General features: G+C 67.6%; 14 protein-coding genes and 2 pseudogenes. 14 read left to right on the top strand and 2 right to left on the bottom strand.

Annotated features, from left to right (window positions below):
* Positions 1-571, top strand: a pseudogene (locus Q1A87_RS13840) (transposase); the annotation flags it as partial.
* A 313-nt stretch (positions 572-884) separates the two neighbouring features.
* Positions 885-1,973: pseudogene (locus Q1A87_RS13845) on the top strand (IS5 family transposase).
* Positions 1,974-2,178: 205 nt separating this feature from the next.
* Here the strand turns inward: Q1A87_RS13845 and Q1A87_RS13850 are convergent.
* Positions 2,179-3,126 (bottom strand): VOC family protein, encoded by a 948-nt coding sequence (locus tag Q1A87_RS13850; RefSeq protein WP_299652330.1) that lies wholly within the window; start codon positions 3,124-3,126, stop codon positions 2,179-2,181.
* Positions 3,127-3,274: 148 nt separating this feature from the next.
* Between Q1A87_RS13850 and Q1A87_RS13855 the strand changes: the two genes are divergently transcribed.
* From Q1A87_RS13855 to Q1A87_RS13875, 5 genes are all read left to right on the top strand, one after another.
* A complete protein-coding gene (locus tag Q1A87_RS13855; RefSeq protein ID WP_299652332.1) occupies positions 3,275-3,994 on the top strand; it encodes a GntR family transcriptional regulator in 720 nt (239 codons plus the stop codon).
* A 71-nt stretch (positions 3,995-4,065) separates the two neighbouring features.
* Positions 4,066-5,481: an aminomethyl transferase family protein gene (locus tag Q1A87_RS13860; protein ID WP_299652333.1), complete on the top strand. Its 1,416-nt coding sequence runs from the start codon at positions 4,066-4,068 to the stop codon at positions 5,479-5,481.
* 78 nt (positions 5,482-5,559) lie between these two features.
* On the top strand, positions 5,560-6,540 hold the full coding sequence (locus Q1A87_RS13865) for a TRAP transporter substrate-binding protein (RefSeq protein WP_299652335.1): 981 nt from the start codon (positions 5,560-5,562) through the stop codon (positions 6,538-6,540).
* Positions 6,541-7,038 carry a TRAP transporter small permease gene (locus tag Q1A87_RS13870; protein WP_299652337.1) on the top strand — a complete coding sequence of 166 codons (498 nt, stop codon included), beginning with the start codon at positions 6,541-6,543 and terminating at the stop codon, positions 7,036-7,038. It begins immediately after the preceding gene.
* Entirely contained in the window at positions 7,035-8,339 is a 1,305-nt protein-coding gene (locus tag Q1A87_RS13875) for a TRAP transporter large permease (protein WP_299652339.1), read from the top strand. The genes Q1A87_RS13870 and Q1A87_RS13875 overlap by 4 nt, the downstream gene beginning before the upstream one ends.
* A 309-nt stretch (positions 8,340-8,648) precedes the next feature.
* On the opposite strand, the gene Q1A87_RS13880 is transcribed toward Q1A87_RS13875, so the two are convergent.
* Entirely contained in the window at positions 8,649-9,548 is a 900-nt protein-coding gene (locus Q1A87_RS13880; protein ID WP_299652341.1) for a DNA/RNA non-specific endonuclease, read from the bottom strand.
* A 191-nt stretch (positions 9,549-9,739) separates the two neighbouring features.
* Between Q1A87_RS13880 and Q1A87_RS13885 the strand changes: the two genes are divergently transcribed.
* The 7 genes from Q1A87_RS13885 to Q1A87_RS13915 all read left to right on the top strand — a co-directional run bounded on the left by Q1A87_RS13885 (position 9,740) and on the right by Q1A87_RS13915 (position 16,934).
* Complete coding sequence (locus Q1A87_RS13885; protein ID WP_299652343.1) at positions 9,740-10,150, top strand: DUF2141 domain-containing protein; 411 nt, start codon at positions 9,740-9,742, stop codon at positions 10,148-10,150.
* A 97-nt stretch (positions 10,151-10,247) separates the two neighbouring features.
* On the top strand, positions 10,248-11,450 hold the full coding sequence (locus Q1A87_RS13890; RefSeq protein WP_299652344.1) for a glutathionylspermidine synthase family protein: 1,203 nt from the start codon (positions 10,248-10,250) through the stop codon (positions 11,448-11,450).
* An 18-nt stretch (positions 11,451-11,468) separates the two neighbouring features.
* Positions 11,469-12,017, top strand: coding sequence for a DUF1190 domain-containing protein (locus tag Q1A87_RS13895; protein ID WP_299652347.1), 549 nt, complete (start codon positions 11,469-11,471; stop codon positions 12,015-12,017).
* Between the two features lie 152 nt (positions 12,018-12,169).
* The gene (locus tag Q1A87_RS13900) at positions 12,170-13,102 is read left to right on the top strand and encodes a glyoxylate/hydroxypyruvate reductase A (RefSeq protein ID WP_299652349.1); all 933 of its coding nucleotides are present in this window, start codon (positions 12,170-12,172) and stop codon (positions 13,100-13,102) included.
* 108 nt (positions 13,103-13,210) lie between these two features.
* Positions 13,211-14,254 carry an HD domain-containing phosphohydrolase gene (locus Q1A87_RS13905; RefSeq protein WP_299652351.1) on the top strand — a complete coding sequence of 348 codons (1,044 nt, stop codon included), beginning with the start codon at positions 13,211-13,213 and terminating at the stop codon, positions 14,252-14,254.
* A gap of 28 nt (positions 14,255-14,282) precedes the next feature.
* On the top strand, positions 14,283-14,780 hold the full coding sequence (locus tag Q1A87_RS13910; RefSeq protein ID WP_299652353.1) for a hypothetical protein: 498 nt from the start codon (positions 14,283-14,285) through the stop codon (positions 14,778-14,780).
* Between the two features lie 12 nt (positions 14,781-14,792).
* Positions 14,793-16,934, top strand: coding sequence for an ATP-binding protein (locus Q1A87_RS13915; RefSeq protein ID WP_299652355.1), 2,142 nt, complete (start codon positions 14,793-14,795; stop codon positions 16,932-16,934).
* Position 16,935: the final 1 nt, after the last annotated feature.

Raw genomic sequence — 16,935 nt, forward strand, 5'->3', positions numbered from 1 at the left:
AGGTGGCGCGAGTATGCTTCGGCTGATCACGCTGATCGAAGAGCCCGACAGCGATCTACCCGAGACGGCACGAGCGACGTTGCAGATCCTCGTGGACCTCCTGCGCCACTTCGATGAGCGGATCGCCGGGCTTGACGCGGAGATCGCTTGTAAAGCGCGGGAGGAAGAGACCGTGCGGCGGCTTGTGACGATCCCGGCATCGGTCCTCTCATCGCCACTGCGCTGGCGACGCTCGCTCCGCCGCCCGAGCACTTCCATCGCGCGCGCGACTTTGCGGCTTGGTTAGGCCTTACGCCCCGACAGCACTCGACCGGGGGCAAGCAGCGCCTCGGGGCGACGACCCGGATGGTTGAACGGTCGCTCAGGCAGCTGCTGATCCTGGGTGCCAACAGCGTGGGGATCAAGCGGCGCACCAATCCCATAGCGCAGCCCGGCACGTGGCTGGGCGGCATGCTTGCGCGCAAGCCGGGCATGCTGGTGCGCGTGGTATTGGCCAACAAACTGGCGCGGATCGTTTGGGCCTTGATGGCCCGAGGCGGCCTACAGGGCTCCGGTCGCGGCGGCGACATAAGCCGTTAGCGATTGAGGACGTTGGAGCGTAGGAGGGCAAGGAGTAGTATGGCGCAGACGTCGTGAGACTGGGTCGGGAGACCGGGTGCGCAACAGAGTGCCTGCGAGCATGCGGCTTTGATCTGGACCCGATCCTCGACCACCATACGGGCCCGCGGCATCGATGGCCGCATCACGAGGCCGGATACATGTCAGCACCCGACAGCACGCTAGGATCGGCTTCGAAGATCCCTCTCGCGCATGGGGCGGTTATACATGTTGCACGGACTCGTACTGGGATTCACAATGACCGGTCAGCGGGATGACCTGGTGGCATGACGCGACCTGCTCCGACTCGTTATCACAGCCTGAGCTGGGCCGCTTACGACGCCGCGCTGCGTGAGCGTGGCTCGATGACGGTCTGTGACGTGACATGCGGCACCGGCAGGCTGGGCGGCCAGCAGGCCTACAGCGACGAAGCGATCCAAGCGTGCTTGACGATCAAAGTCCTGTTCGGCTTGGCGCTTCGTCAGACGGCGGGCTTCGTCGCGAGCCTGTTGCGGTTGGCGGAGCTGGACTGAACGTTGCCGGATTACACGACGGTGTGCCGGCGTCAGCGAACCTTGGCGGTCAGGCTGCCTTACCGAGGATCGAAGGGGTCGCAGCATCTGTTGGTGGATAGCACCGGGATTAAGGTCCGCGGGGAGGGCGAGTGGCACACCCGCAAGCATGCCTCTCGGGATCATGCCTTGCATGACCCTGTCGGGCCAGCTGGCGGGGCGCGTTTGGCGCCAGGTCCGCCTTAGCATCGACGAGGGTGAGGAGGACTGGGAAAGGCCCCGGTGGGGCGTTTTCCCGACGAACATTGAGGTCCGGGCGGTCGAGATCACCGGCAGCCACGTGGGCCCCTCTCGGCAGATTGCTTCGCAATCGCCTGCCGGGCAATGGATGCACCCGTGTTGCCCGACCTGATCGGTCAGATCCCTGCGAACGAGGAAATCGGCTCCGTCACGGCCCCTCCCGGGACATCGCTACGCGATGCCCTGTCGGGCAGCGGACGGCGCCTACGATACTCGCGGTTGCCACGATGCCATCGCCAACCGCGGCGCCCACGCCGTTATCCCGCCCCGTCGGAACGCGCGGCCATGGAAGCCGGACACCGCCGGTGCCACAGCCCGGAACGAAGCTCTGCGGGCGTCGAAGTACCTGGGTCGATCCCTCTGGCGACGCCTGACCGGATACCACCGCCGCAGCCGCGTCGAGACGAAGATGTAATGCATAAACCGAGGGTTCGCGCAGCGAAACCATTGGATCCACGGCTTATAGAGAAGGATTTCGATCGCCAGATCGCCGAACTCAAGGTCCGCGCCATGCTCAACCCCTATACCGCCCTCGGCATCCCCGTCACGGAACCCTCAGAATAGGTCTGCCCGGGAAAGGGGCAGTTCCATCAGAATCCGGGTCGTAAAACAAAGCCCCGCCGCAACTGCAGGGCCTCCATCTCGTCACCCGTGACACCGCCTTCCGTGCCAGGATGGCAGATGGACATGTTGCCCGAGGACGACGTGCAGAGCTGTTCTAGCGATGGCTTCCCTCTCGGACGGCAACGGGGATACGGGGCACCCCGCTTCAGGTTTCGTCCACCGGCGGCGTGCCGTGGGTGTGGAAGGATTCGATGGTCTTAAGGCCCCATGCCTGCCCCTTCTTCCGCTCGGCTTCGGTCCAGACGATGGGCTCGTGATCCGGCGCCAGCATCAGGCGCGCGCCGGCATTGGCAAGCTCCACACGGTTTCCCGCAGGTTCCCAGACATAGAGGAAGAACGTTCCCTGGATGGCATGCTTGTGGGGTCCGGTCTCGATATGGACGCCGTTCTCGAGGAAGATATCGGCGGCGCGCAGGATGTCCTCGCGCTGATCGGTCGCGTAGGTAACGTGGTGCAGGCGGCCGCCGCCTCGTCCGTGCTCCTCGGTGCAGGCAAGGTCGTAGGTCTTGTTGTTGACCGTGAACCAGCAGCCCCCGATGCGGCCGTTGTCGAGCCGGATCATCTCGGTGACCCGGCTTCCGAAGGCGACATCCATGAAGCGGCGGAACTCCGACACGTCGTCGGCCAGCAGGTTCACGTGGTCGATGCGTCGCGGACAGGCTCCCTGGGCGTGGAAGCACGAGGCCATGTTCTTGAGCGCGGGGCGGTCGTCGGCCTCGGGCTCGACGCGCCTCGTGTCGTAGTAGAGCTCGAAGACATGGCCGAACGGGTCCTCGAAGCGGAAGGCGCGGCCGTGGCCGGCATCCCCGTCGGTCCAGCCATGCGTCGGATACTCCGCCGCCTCGATCGCCGCGACGCGACGCGCCAGCGCCTCGGGGCTCGCGGCGCGGTAGCCGATATGGCCGACGCCGGTGGTCTCGCTGCGGGTCAGCTTGAGCGTGTGGAACTCGTAGTCGTCCCAGGCCCGAAGCCAAGCCACGCCGTCCTCGACGAGCGAAGCCTTGAGCCCGTAGACCCGGGTGAAGAAGTCGAGGCTGTCGTCGAAGCGGTCGGTCAGGATCTCGACATGGCCGAGATGGGCGATGTCGCTCATGCCGCCGCCCCGCTTTGCATCCGCCCTCGTTCCGTCGCCATCTCGCCGCCCCGTTCCGAATGCAAATCTGCTATCAGTCCGGTGCCGGCTTGTATACATGGATACCCGGCGATCGATCGCGGCCGCGTGGGGTCAGCGGGGAAGGCTCATGGCCACGACGACACAAACCGAACATGCGCTCGTCACGCTGCGACAGCGGATACTCGGGGGCCAGTATCCCGGGGGCGCCCGCCTGTTCGAGGTGGCGCTGGCCACCGACCTGCGCATCTCGCGGACACCCATCCGGGCGGCATTGGCGAAACTGTCGGAGGAGGGCCTGCTCGATCGGCAGACGGGCGGCGGCTTCAGCGTCCGGCGCTTCGATCTGCGCGACGTCATGGACACGATCGAACTACGCGGCGTGCTCGAGGGCACCGCCGCCCGCCTCGCCGCCGAGAGGGGTGCGATCGAGGGCCCCATGACGGATCTCCGGGACGCGACATCGCATCTCGACCGGATCGTATCGAGCGGAGATGGCGGGCTTTCGGAGTACTTACGCTGGAACGCAGCCTTCCACGACGCCCTCGCGCGCCTGCCCGGTTCCAGCGTGATCGAACGGGAACTGGCCCGGGTCACGGCCCTGCCCTTCGCGTCGCCTTCGGCCTTTCTCGACGAGAGCCTCGAGCCCGCGGACTTCCGCCATGCGCTCGACGTCGCCCAGGCGCAGCACCGTGCCCTGGTGGAGGCCGTCGAGCAGCGCCAGGGTGCCCGGGCCGAGTGGATCGCGCGCGAACACGCAGGCCAGGCCCATCGCAACGTTGCCCGCCTCGCAGGCAACCGGGCATCGCGCGAGAGATGTACGCCTCTGGCGCTGGTGTCGGGACGATGATCGGGGGCGAATTATTCGCTTGAGATCGGCCCGCCGCGGAACGATGCTGTATACACTGCAGGGAGGAACAGATGCCACATAGCCTGACCGAAGCCATCGCGGCCGCCGGCGATCCGGTGACGATGCTGCGCAACTCGAAGATCGGGATGTACGTCTATCCGGTCGTCGCGCCCGAGTTCTCGAACTGGCGCCTGGAACAGGATGCGTGGCGCAACGGCGCCGTCCTGTTCGACCAGTCGCACCACATGGACGAACTGATCGTCGAGGGGCCGCAGGCGACCGAGTTCCTGTCCCATCACGGCATCAACCGGTTCGACAACTTTCCGACGAACCGCGCCAAGCATTTCGTGCCCGTCACGCCCAATGGCCACGTCATCGGCGACCACATCATCTTCCGCGAGAACGAGCAGAAATACATCCTCGTCGGCCGCACCCCCACCTCCAACTGGCTGATGTTCGCGGCCAGCTACGGCAAATGGAACGTGCGGCTGCGCTACGATCCCCGGTCGCCGTCGCGTCCCGAGGGCGAGCGCGTCATCCGCGAGCACTACCGTTACCAGATCCAGGGCCCCGAGGCGCCCGCCGTGCTGGAGAAGATGAACGGCGGCCCGGTTCCCGACATCAAGTTCTTCCACACCGACACGATCAATGTCGGCTCCAAGCGCGTCTCCGCGCTCCGCCACGGCATGTCCGGCGCGCCGGGGCTGGAAGTCTGGGGGCCCTACAAGGACAAGGACTACGTCCTCTCCGTCATCATGCAGGCGGCCCACGACGCCGGCGTGAACCTCGTGCGGTGCGGAAGCCGCGCCTATTCCACCAACACGCTGGAATCGGGCTGGATCCCGTCCCCCCTGCCCGGCATCTACACCGGCGACGGGATGCTGGCGGATTACCGCGACTGGCTCGGCGCCGACAGCTACGAGGCGGCGGGCGCGATCGGCGGCTCCTTCGTGTCCGACGATATCGAGGATTACTACGTCAATCCGTTCGAGCTGGGCTACGACTTCTACATCGGCTGGAAGAAGGACGACTTCGTCGGCAAGGCCGCTTTGGAAAAGCTGAAGGACAGCGAGAGCAATCGCAAGAAGGTCACCTTCGAGTGGAACCGCGAGGACGTCCTGAAGGTCATCGCCTCCGGGTTCGAGCAGGGCACGCCCTACAAGTGGATCGACTTCCCGCAGCCGAACTACGCCTCCTCCAGCGCCGACATGCTGATCGACGAGGCTGGTCAGATGCGCGGCATGTCGATGTTCAACGGCTACAGCTGGAACGAACGCTGCATGCTTAGCCTGGGCGTCGTGGACCGTTCGATCGAGGTGGGCGACGTGCTGACGCTGAAATGGGGTGAGCCCGAGACCACCGGCAAGACCTCGACCGAGCCGCACCGGCAAGCCGATATCCGCGTCCGCGTCTCGCCGACGCCCTATGCGCAGCAGGCGCGCGAGACCTACGCCGATAGCTGGCGCACCCGCACCGCCGCGGAGTAGCGTCGCGGGCGGGGCCACGCGCCCCCTTCGACCGGCCCCCTGGGGAGAGGGGCCGGCGCAACAGACAGGGAGGAAGTCATGAATATCCGCATAATTCTCGCAGGTGCGACAGCCGCCTGCGTCCTGGGGCTTGCCGCCCAGGCGCAGGAGCTGAAGTTCGCGAACTTCACGCCGCCGTTCCACACCATCAACGCGTCGGTCATCGAGACGCTGAACGCCGCTATCTCCGACGCGACCGGAGGAGACACGAGCGTGCGCGGCTACCACGGCGGCGAGCTCGGCGCCGGCCCGGTGGAGCAGTACGTGCGCGCCGTCCAAGGCGTGGCCGACATGGTCTGGGGCCTGCCGGGATACACGTCGTCGCAGTTCGAGCGGACGATGCTCGTCGAGCTGCCCGACGCCATCCCGCTCGACAAGCCGGGCTACGAGTCGCTCTGGGCCGCCTTTGACGAGAACCTCGCGGACGAGTTCCCGGCCACCGTCCCGCTGGCGCTCTGGACCTCGGAGCCCAACATCTTCATCATGAAAGACCACGACATCCGCTCGCCCGCCGATGTCGAGGGACTGAAGCTTCGCGTCGCGGGCGCGACCTCGGCCGAGGTGATCGAGGCCCTCGGCGGAACGCCGGTGCAGATGCCGATCAACCAGGTCTACAACGCGCTCCAGACCGGCCTGATCGACGGGGTCGTGACCGGCGCCTCGACGCTCAACGACTTCAAGCTCGACGAGGTTGCCAACAGCTACACGCTGGGCGCCAATCTCGGACGCCTGAGCTTCTACACGGTGATGAACCAGGGCGCCTACGACTCCCTCTCCGACGAGGCGCGCGCCGCGCTGGACGAGGTCGCGGGACCGAACCTGTCGCAGATCGCCGAGGAGGCATGGGACGCGCAGGCCGAGGACGCAATGTCGAAGGCCCGTGAAAGCGGCGACAATACCGTGATCGACCTGAGCGAGGAGGAGGCGCAGGCCTTCTCCGACGCGGTGGCCGATGTCGTGGATACCTATGTCGCCGACGTGGGCGGCGAGGCGGCCCTGGCGGCGATGCGAGGCGAGTGATTGCGCGCCATCCGTAGACTGGCGGACAGGCTAATCGGCCTGTCCGCCCTCATCGGCGGGGTCTGCCTTCTGGGCCTGACCGGGGTGATCCTCGTGGACGTCGTCGGGCGCGCCATGGGTGCCCCGCTCTTCGGCAGTCAGGACCTAATCACAATGGGCATGGCGCTGCTAGTCTTCGGAGGCATGGCGCTCTGCGACCGCCAGGGCGGGCATATCGCGGTCGACCTGCTCGAGCCGCGCCTCCCGCCCGCTCTGAACCGGGCGATCGACATCGGCTCGGCGCTGCTGGGCGCAGCCATCTTCCTGCTGATCGCATATACGGTCCACGAATCCGCCAAGCTCAGCCAGATGCTCAACATGTCGACGAACCTGCTGCGCCTGCCACGCGCCTGGGTCCAGTGGGGGCTGGCGGGCCTGTCGGTCGTCGCGGCCCTGGGAATGCTGCTGCGTGCCGTCGAGCTAACCGTGACGGGACGCGACGTGAGGAAGGCGCCGTGAGCCTTGGCGCGATCGGCGTCTCGGGCATCGTGGCGTTGCTTGTGCTGCTCCTGATACGCATCCCCGTCGCCTTCGCCATGTTTCTCGTCGGCTTCCTCGGCCTCTGGATCGTCGACGGCTGGAACACCGCGACGGGGCTGCTGGCCTCGGAGACCTTCACGCTCGCCTCCATGCCCGAGCTCGTCGTCATTCCCCTCTTCATCCTGATGGGCAACGTCGCCTCCGCAACCGGCATGTCCCGACAGCTCTACGACGCGGCCTATGCCATGATCGGCCACGTCCGCGGCGGGCTGGCCTCGGCCACGATCATCGGGTGCGGTGGCTTCGCGGCGCTGTCGGGCTCCTCGGTGGCGTCGGCCCTGACGATGGGCAAGGTCTCGCTGCAGGAAATGGAGCGCTTCGACTACGATCCGCGCCTGTCCACCGGCTCCGTCGCGGCGGGCGGAACGCTGGGCATCCTGATCCCCCCGTCGACCGGCTTCGTCATCTACGCCATTCTCACCGAGCAGAGCATCGGCCGGCTGTTCATGGCCGGCATCCTGCCGGGGCTCCTGCTCCTGGCGATGTTCGTCCTCACGGTGCTGCTGATCTGTACGCTTCGACCGGCCTACGGTCCGCGCGGCCCGCGCACCACGTGGCACGAGAAGCGGCGCGCGCTCGTCGGTGCGCTCCCCATCCTCGCGCTCGTCGTCGTCACCATCGGCGGCATCTACCGCGGCTTCTTCTCGCCAGAGGAGGCCGCGGGCGTGGGGGCTGGGCTCGCCGTCCTCTACGGCGTCGCCACGCGGCGTCTCACCCTTGCGGAGCTGCGGGACGCCGTGCGCGACAGCGTCGTGACCACCGCGACCGTGATGCTGATCCTGATCGCGGCACATCTGCTCAACCCGTTCCTCGCGCTGACCCATGTCACGGAATCGGTCGGCAACCTGCTCGCCGCCCTCGACCTGAACGTGCTGGGCACCCTGCTGTTCATCCTGGCCGTCTACCTGGTGCTCGGCTGTTTTCTGGAGGGGTTCGCGATGCTGGTGCTGACCCTGCCGATCTTCTTTCCCGTCGTGCTGGAACTCGGGATCGATCCGATCTGGTTCGGCGTGCTGGTCGTCCTGACACTCGAAATGGGGCTGATCTCGCCACCGGTGGGGATCAACGTCTTCATCGTGAAGTCCGTCGCCGCGGCCGTCCCGCTTGGACAGATCTTCCGCGGGGTCCTGCCGTTCTGGCTGGCGATGATCCTGGCATTGGCGGTGCTGATCGCCTTCCCGCAGATCTCCCTGTTCCTGCCCAACACCATGTTCGACTGACGGCCCCGCAGCGGGGCCGGAGCCGTATCCACTGCGCCAAGCCGTCCCTCAGCGATCCGTCCGCAATGCGGTCGCCGCCTTGATCACCACCTGCGCGGCCATGATCCGCCCGGCGATCTGCGTATACTGCGTGTCGGTGCCGAGGTGGCGCGCACCGTCCTCGTCGGCCTTCGAACGAATGCGGCGGTCGATTTCGTCGGAGCGTCCCGTGCCGCCGGCGTTGCCAGTCTCCGCGCCTGCGTCGGTCGAAGGGATTGCCGAGGGGAATCGTCCCGATCGACCTCCCGCCCAGTCATTCGGCGCCGAGGATCATCGACCGAATGCGAGCAGCAGACTTTCCGGTCCGTCCACACGATGGATGCCATCGGCGAAGACAAACTGCGCCCGTTCCGCCATCGGATCGCTCGCGTAGAGAGTGGAAAAGTCGAGCCCGGACATCCGCGACAGATGCGACAGGCGGACCTGATAGGTCCCGTAGGCACCGAAGGCGAAGCCGGGATGGAGGAGATCGTCGATCAGATTGCCCTGCGCGAGGACGTAGCCCGTCGCCGAAAGCCGTCCCGTCGCGTCGTCCACCACCGCCGCGATCTTCCAGTAGGCGGCGGGAATGGCCACGCCGCCCGCCCCGTGTCGCGGCTCGAGCGGCCGGTCACTGTCGGCGAGGATCGGCCCGGTGATGACCGACGCCCGAAGCCCCCGCGTCGTGACCGCCCCGAGGATGTAATCCTCGAGCCCGAGCCAGTCGCGCTGGTTGAGGTCCGCATGCTGGGGCGCCGCGTTCGTGTAGTGGAAGGTGTCCGCCTCGCCGCGCTCGGCCTCCGCCTGGCTCGCCCCCCACCCCGCATCCTTGCGGCGGACCATGTGCCCCCGGTCCAGCGGATTGTCCCGATAGAGCTCGTTGCCGATCTGGTGCTCCGGCGCGAGCCGCCCGTCGAGCCGCCAGCGTCCGCGCCGCTTCAGCCGGAAGGCGTGCGTCCCGTCGATGTTGACGGCCGCCAGGATCGGCAACCGACGGGATTGGGATTGCAGGATCGAGAAATGCTGATAGCGCAGGATGTCGTCGGGCGCCCCGGCGACGGGCGCGAGGTCACTTGCACGGCGTCCGAGCCCCGGGAAATCCACGCGGAGCGCGCCATCACCAAGAAATGCCGGATCGTAGCCGCGGCGATCCGCGAAGGCGTCGGGCGGAGTCGTGTCGAACGCGCTCACGGCAGATAACCAATGCGCGTGACCCGCCATATCACGCGGTTGGTCCCGTTTCGATTCAGCCTGATCGAAGCTGCCCCCGCAACGGGCGGCGCGACGGGATGAAAGTACCTTTCGACTTGCACGACGCATCCCCCATGATCTTCCGCTATGCCGGGTTATATTCGATCGATGGCACCGAGGGAGCCGAAGAAATGCGCATCGTTTTCGCAATCATCTTGATGTGGTCGGCGATGCCGGCCGCCGCCGCGGATCTGACGGTCCGGATCGGGAATCTCCGCTCCGCCGAGGGGCAGCTTCTGGTGGCCGTCTGCGAGGAGGCGCAATTCACTAAGCCGGGCTGCGCCTATACCGGACAAGCCCCGGCCTCCGGGGGGGTCGTGACGGTTCGCGACGTGCCGCCGGGCACCTACGCGATCCAGGCGATCCACGACGAGAACGGCAACGGCACGCTCGACCGTCGGCTGATGTTCCTGCCGCTCGAAGGGATCGGGTTCTCCCGGAATGCGCCGATGCGGCGCGGTCCGCCCCGCTTCGCCGATGCCGCGGTCGAGATACAAGGGGATGGCGTCGTGTCCTTCGATATGGCGTATTTCCAGGAGTGAGGCCGCCCGCACGCGGCGCGTTCGTCTGCCGCTTGCGCGGAACGGCAAGGTCGGCGACGGATCAGGCCGTCGCGTCAGAGGGGATCCGGAGGAAACCATGCGAAAGGTGCAAGGCGTCGAGCGGCCCGACTGGAAGGACCGCGCGGAGGCGGCCGGCTTCGTGTTCCACACGATGTACGGGGAGCCCTACTGGGACGAGGCCAGCGCCTATGCCTTCACGCTGGAGGAGATCGAGACGCGGCTCGAGGACCCGTCCACCGCGCTCCACGCGATGGTGCGCGAGGCCGTCGCCCGCGTGGTCGATGACGAGGCGCTGATGGACCGGCTGGGCATCCCCGCGCCGCATATGGACTTCGTCGCGGGCTCCTGGCGGGCGGGCGAGGCGGAGCTCTACGGGCGGATGGACCTCGCCTACGACGGGACGGGTCCCGCGAAGCTGCTGGAATACAACGCCGACACGCCGACCTCGCTCTACGAGACGGGACACTTCCAGTGGGACTGGCTGGAGGGCGCGCGCGAGGCCGGCTTGATCCCCCCGGGGTCGGACCAGCTCAACCGATTGCAGGAGGCCCTGACCGAGCGCTTCGCCGAGATCTGCGCACAAGGCGAGGACCTGCACTTCGCGGCCATCGAAGGCGTCGCGGAGGATTACGCGAATGTCGAGACGCTGGCCTATGCCGCCCGCGATGCCGGGCTCGGCGCGCATTACGTGCCGGTGAACGCCATCGACATCGATCCGTCGGGACGGCTCGTCGACAACGAGGCGCGGATCATCGGCACGCTCTTCAAGCTCTACCCGTGGGAGGATTTCCTCCGCGACGAGGCCGCCGACGCGCTGGCCGCTTCCGGCACGCGCTTCATCGAGCCGCCATGGAAGGCGCTCGTTTCGAACAAGGGAATTCTTGCCGTGCTATGGGAGATGTTCGAGGGGCATCCGAACCTGTTGCCGACCTTTTTCGTCGACGACCTCGAGCGCGGGTCGGAGGCGTGGGACCGTGCCGTGGAAGCCGGGCATTTCACCCACGGCCGGGTCACGAAGCCGATTTTCTCGCGCGAGGGGGCGGGGGTGCGGATCGCGGGACCCGACGGTTCGGAGGTCGAGGCTTCGCGGGACGCGTCCTACGACACCCATCCGAGCGTGGTGCAGGCCTACGCGCCGCTGCCCGAGATGGACGGCATGCGACCGGTCATGGGCACCTGGATCGTGGGCGAGACCTGCGTGGCGCTCGGCATCCGCGAAGATCGGTCGCGCATCACGCAGGATCTCAGCCGGTTCAAGCCGCACTATATAGAGCCGTAGCGAAGGAAAGGACCGGACATGAAGGCATCGGCACCCAAGCGGATCATGCTCCTCGGCGCGGCATCGGTGATGGCGCTCGCGGGCTGTCAGGAGGAGCAGGCGGAGGTGGTCGTGTTCGACGATCCCGCGACTTGCGAGGCGAGCGGCGTGGACGCGGAGACCTGCGAGGCGCAATACGCCGAGGCGCAGGCCGAGCACGAGGAGACCGCGCCGCGCTACGACGCGCTCGCGGTCTGCGAGGCGGAGCACGGCGAAGGCGCCTGCATCGAGGACGAGAGTCGTCCCTCGATCTTCATGCCGCTGATGGCCGGGTTCCTGATGGGCCAGCTTCTGTCGGGTCGCGGCTTCGCCTCCCGGGCGATGGTGCCGGACGCGGGGTCGGGCTTCGCTACCACCGACGGCGGCACCCGCGCCTCCAGCCTTTCGGGCCGCGGCAACGTTGCCGCCTCGTCGCTGACCACCCAGGCGACGAGCACCCGGAACGCGGCCCCCCTCACCCGGTCCTCCGTCGCCCGCAGCGGTGGCTTCGGCGCCTCGCGCACCGGCGGATTTCGCGCAGGAGGCTAACGGCGCCGAGATCATCCGAGGGCCGACACACGCCCCGCGTGACAGGAGACGTTGCAGGACGGAAACCTGACAGGATCGCCGAGCGGCTCGTCGCGCGATCACCCGTTTGCTAAGCATAGGGTCAATCCGCGTCGCGACAGGAAAGGGCCGCCATGAGCGTCGCCGTCTACCTCCCCACCGAGGAGAAGACCCGCTGGTGGGTGGAGCGCCTCGCCGCGTTGATGCCCGGCCGCGACGTACGCTCGCTGCGGCAGGTAGCGGCCCCCGGATCGGTACGCTACCTCGTTGTCTGGCGGCCCCGCCCCGGCGATATCGCAAAGTTCGCGAACCTGCGGGCGGTGATCTCCATCGGCGCGGGGATCGACCATGTCCTCGCCGATCCGGACTTGCCGCCGGGCCTGCCGATCATCCGCACCACCGGACGCGACCTGACGCAGCGGATGCGCGAATACGTCGCCCTCCACGTGCTGCGCCACCATCGCGACATGCCCCGGCAATTGCAGGCCCAGCGGGAGCGCGACTGGCACGCGATCGTCGTTCCCGTCGCCCCGAACCGCGTCGTGGGCGTGATGGGGCTCGGCAATCTCGGCGCGGCGGCGGCGCGGACGCTGGCCGATCTGGGCTTCGCCACGCGCGGCTGGTCGCGGCGCGGCGGTGCGGTGCCGGGCGTGGAGACCTTCGCCGGCGCTGAGGAATTCGCCGGCTTTCTGTCGGGCTGCGAGATCCTCGTGAACCTTCTGCCGCTCACCGATGCGACCCGCGGCATCCTCGGCGCGGACCTTTTCGACAGGCTCGCGCCTGGAGCCTGCGTCGTGAATTGCGCGCGGGGGGCGCATCTGGTGGAGGAGGACCTCCTCGCCGCGCTGGCGACGGGACAGGTCAGGCAGGCGACGCTCGACGTGTTCCGGCAGGAGCCGCTGCCCTCCGACGACCCGTTCTGGCACCACCCCGCGATCACCGTGACGCCGCATGTCGCCGCGCAGATCGACCCCGCCACCGGCGCCCGGCTCATCGCCGACAATATCGAGACCTTCGACGCGACCGGGACCTGCGACGATCTCGCGGACGCGGCGCGGGGCTACTGACCGCCCGGCGGGCCCGTCCGCAACTCCGGTGCAGGCCCGCGGTAGCAGGTTCTTAAGAAATTGATGGCACGCCATTCCGGCATTCCGCATGCGAGGATGGCGATGCAGATGAGAATCCTGATTGTCGAGGACGATACCATCGCCCGCGCGGTGCTGAGCCGGGTCATCACGCAGGCCTTCGAATGCACCGTCGCGCAGCACCACAACGGGTTCGAGGCGCTCGCCGACTGCGCCGGAACCGCGCCCGACCTCATCCTCGTCGATTACCAGATGCCCGGAATGAACGGCGTCGAGTTCATCCGCCGCCTGCGCCGCGACGCCCGCTTCGAACACGTCCCTGTCGTCATGATCACCGCCGAGATCGCGCGTGACGTGCTGATCGAGGCGATCGAGGCGGGCGCGACCGATTTCCTGCGCAAGCCCGTCGATCCGCAGGAGCTGAAGGTCCGCGCGCGCAACCTCCTCGGCCTGCGCGAGGCGCAGCTCAAGCTCGCCGATCGGGCACGCCTCCTCGCTTCCGAGGTGGCGCAGGCGACGCGGCGACTGATCGAACGCGAGGAGGAGATCATCTGGCGCCTCGCCCGCGCGATCGAGCATCGCGACGGCGGCACCGGCGAGCATATCGCCCGCGTCGCCGCCATCTCGCGGATCATCGCTGAGGAAATGGGGCTCGAGCCAGAGCATTGCCGAAACATCTATCTCGGGGCCCCGCTGCACGACGTCGGCAAGGTCGGCATCCCCGATAGCATCCTCAACAAGCCCGACAGGCTCTCGCCGGAGGAATTCAAGACGATGCAGGATCACGTGACCTTCGGCGCCTCCATCCTGTCCAACGGCGACAGCGACCTGATCCGGGTTGCCGAGGCCATCGCAGCCGCCCACCACGAGAAATGGGACGGCAACGGCTATCCCCGGGGACTCGCCGGCGAGGCGATCCCGGTCGAGGGCCGGATCGTCGCCGTGGCGGACGTGTTCGACGCGCTCTGCCAGCGCCGGGCCTACAAGCCCGCCTGGTGTCCAGATGAGGCCCGCGCCGAGATCGTGGCCCAGTCGGGGCAGCATTTCGACCCGGCCTGCGTCGCGGCGTTCGAGCGGGGGTGGGAGCGGGTCGTCAGTTTCCTGAGGGCCGAAGACGCCGCCGAATTGGCCTGAATCCATGCAACGAGAGAAGGACAGACCGATGAGACATTCCTTGATCGCCCTGGCGCTCGCGTCGGGCGTCTCCGCCGCGTCCGCAGCCGAGCTTCCCGAGCCCACCGGCCCCGTCGTGCTCGTCGTCACGGGCGAGATCGCCAACACCAACATGGGCGACGAGGCGCATTTCGACCTCGCCATGCTCGACGCGCTGGCGAGCCGCGAGACCGTCATCGAAACGCCGTGGTACGAGGGCACGAAGGCCTTCTCCGGCCCGATGATCGCAGCGCTGCTGGACGCAGTCGGGGCCGAGGGCGAGACCCTGCGCGTCAACGCGCTCAACGACTATTCCGCCGAGATCCCGCGCAGCGACGTCGTCGATTATCCGGTCATCCTCGCCACGCGGATCGATGGCGACACGCTGTCCGTGCGCGACAAGGGCCCGGGCTTCGTGATCTATCCGTTCGACGTGGCGCCGGACCTCTACAACGAGATGACCTTCGGCCGCTCGGTCTGGCAGGTCGGCTCCATCGACGTCTTCTGAAGCGTCGGCGCGGTGGGTGGAATACGTCGCATCGGCCGGCACCGGCACGCGCTCGGCATCATCGCGCTCACGCTCGTCAGCGTCGTCATCTTCGCCGCCATCGTGACGATGTTCCTCAACCTCGACGAGCGGCAGCGCGAGATCGAGGCGGGCATCCGCGAGGACGCCGTCTGGGCTGCCTTTCAAGCGGACCGGGAGACGGGCCGCCTGATCGAGACGATCCTGTCGGCCCAGAGCGAACCGGGCAACGAGATGCTGGACGCGGTCGTGCTGCGCTACGACATCCTCTACTCCCGCGCACGCCTCATGGCGGAGGGGAAGTTCGCGAACGCCATCGGCGGCAATGCCGAAGTCGTCGACCTGGCCCGCGCCACCTATAACGCGGTCATGGATTTCGCTCCTGTCATCGACGCGGTCGCGGCGGATCGACAGGCGCTGCAGGCCGCGCTCTCCGACCTGCTGGCGCGGGCCGTGCCGATCCGGTCCCTGACCGAACGGCTAGCCAAGGTCGCCAACGCCGCGAACAACGAAGCGCGGGTCGGCGCCCGGAGCGAGGTCAAGGTCAGGTATCACCAGATCGCGGTCAGCGTCGGCGTCCTGACGCTGGCGCTGGTGCTGATCGTGACGCTGCTCGCTGTGCAACTCCGCCAGATTTCCCGGACCGGCCGCGACCTCGAGGAGATGAACCGGCGCATCGCCCGCACCGCCGAGGCGGCCGAAGTGGGCAACCGAGCCAAGACGCGGTTCCTCGCCGCGATGAGCCACGAGATCCGCACACCCCTGAACGGGCTGATCGGCATGACCGACGTGCTGTCGGAAACGCCGCTCACGCCCGAGCAGCGCCGTCACGTCGACACCATCCGGCATTCCGGCAACCTGCTCCTCGACGTGATCAGCGACATCCTCGACTACTCGAAGCTCGAGAACGGGCACACCACGATCCACGCCGAACGGGTGGACCTCGCCGAGATCCTGGAACCGGTCCGCATCGTGATGACGCCGCGAGCCCAGGCAGCCGGTCTCGACTTCGCCATCGAGGCGCCGGACGTCTCCGTCGAGACCGATCCGACACGGATCCGGCAGGTGCTGATCAACCTCGTCGGCAACGCGATCAAGTTCACCCCGCAGGGATCGGTCCGCCTGACCGTCCGGCCGCGCGACGCGACGGCCCTGCGGTTCGAGGTGCGCGATACCGGCGTCGGCATCTGCGCCGAGGACGTTCCCAGGCTCTTCACCGAGTTCAGTCAGGTCGACGGCAGTCACGCCCGGCAGTTCGGCGGAACCGGTCTGGGGCTCGCGATCTGCAAGCGCCTGGTCACCGTGCTCGGCGGGACGATCGGCGTGGAGACGGTCCACGGCGTCGGAAGCTGCTTCTGGTTCGATGTGCCGGTCGTGCGGATCGCGGCGTCCGAAACGACCGCGCCCGTCGCGTCGCGACCCGCCGCGCGCAGCGGCTTCGACGGGTGTCGGGTGCTGGTGGTCGAGGACAACCCGATCAACCGCGACGTCGCCTGCGAGCTTCTGCGCCAGGTCGGGGCGTCGGTCGATTGCGCCGTGGACGGGGAGGACGGGATTTCCGCGATCACGGCCGACACGTTCGACCTCGTCTTCATGGACATGCAGATGCCACGCGTCGACGGCCTGACCGCGACCCGGCGCACCCGCGAGCTCGGCCTGACCGTGCCCATCGTCGGACTGACCGCGAACGCGTTCGTGTCCGACCGCAACGATTGCCTCGCGGCGGGCATGGACGATTTCGTCGCGAAGCCGATCACGCGGGAGAAGCTGATCGCGACCCTCGAACGCTGGCTCCCCGCGCCGGCCGCCTGCGAAACGGAGGCATCGGCGGAACCGGCCCCGGCCAGCCATCCGCAGCGCGCCGCGCTGGAGGCGGAGCTCGGCGCCGGCTATGTCGAGGAACTCGTGTCGCAATTCGTCGATCAGGGGCAGGACCTGATCGCCGAGATCCGCGCGGCATTCGAGGCGGGCGATGCCATGCGCGGCGACAGGGCGCTCCATACGCTCAAGGGCAGCGCCCTGACGCTCGGTCTCGACGAGATCGCCGAGATCGCCGCGAGCTGCCGTGCCTCGCCGGAAGGTGACCGGATCGCGCGGCTCGACAATCTGCTGGCGGAGATGCGGGAGGCGGCCTAGC

It is taken from the genome of uncultured Jannaschia sp. (genome assembly GCF_947494055.1).
GTDB lineage: Bacteria > Pseudomonadota > Alphaproteobacteria > Rhodobacterales > Rhodobacteraceae > Jannaschia.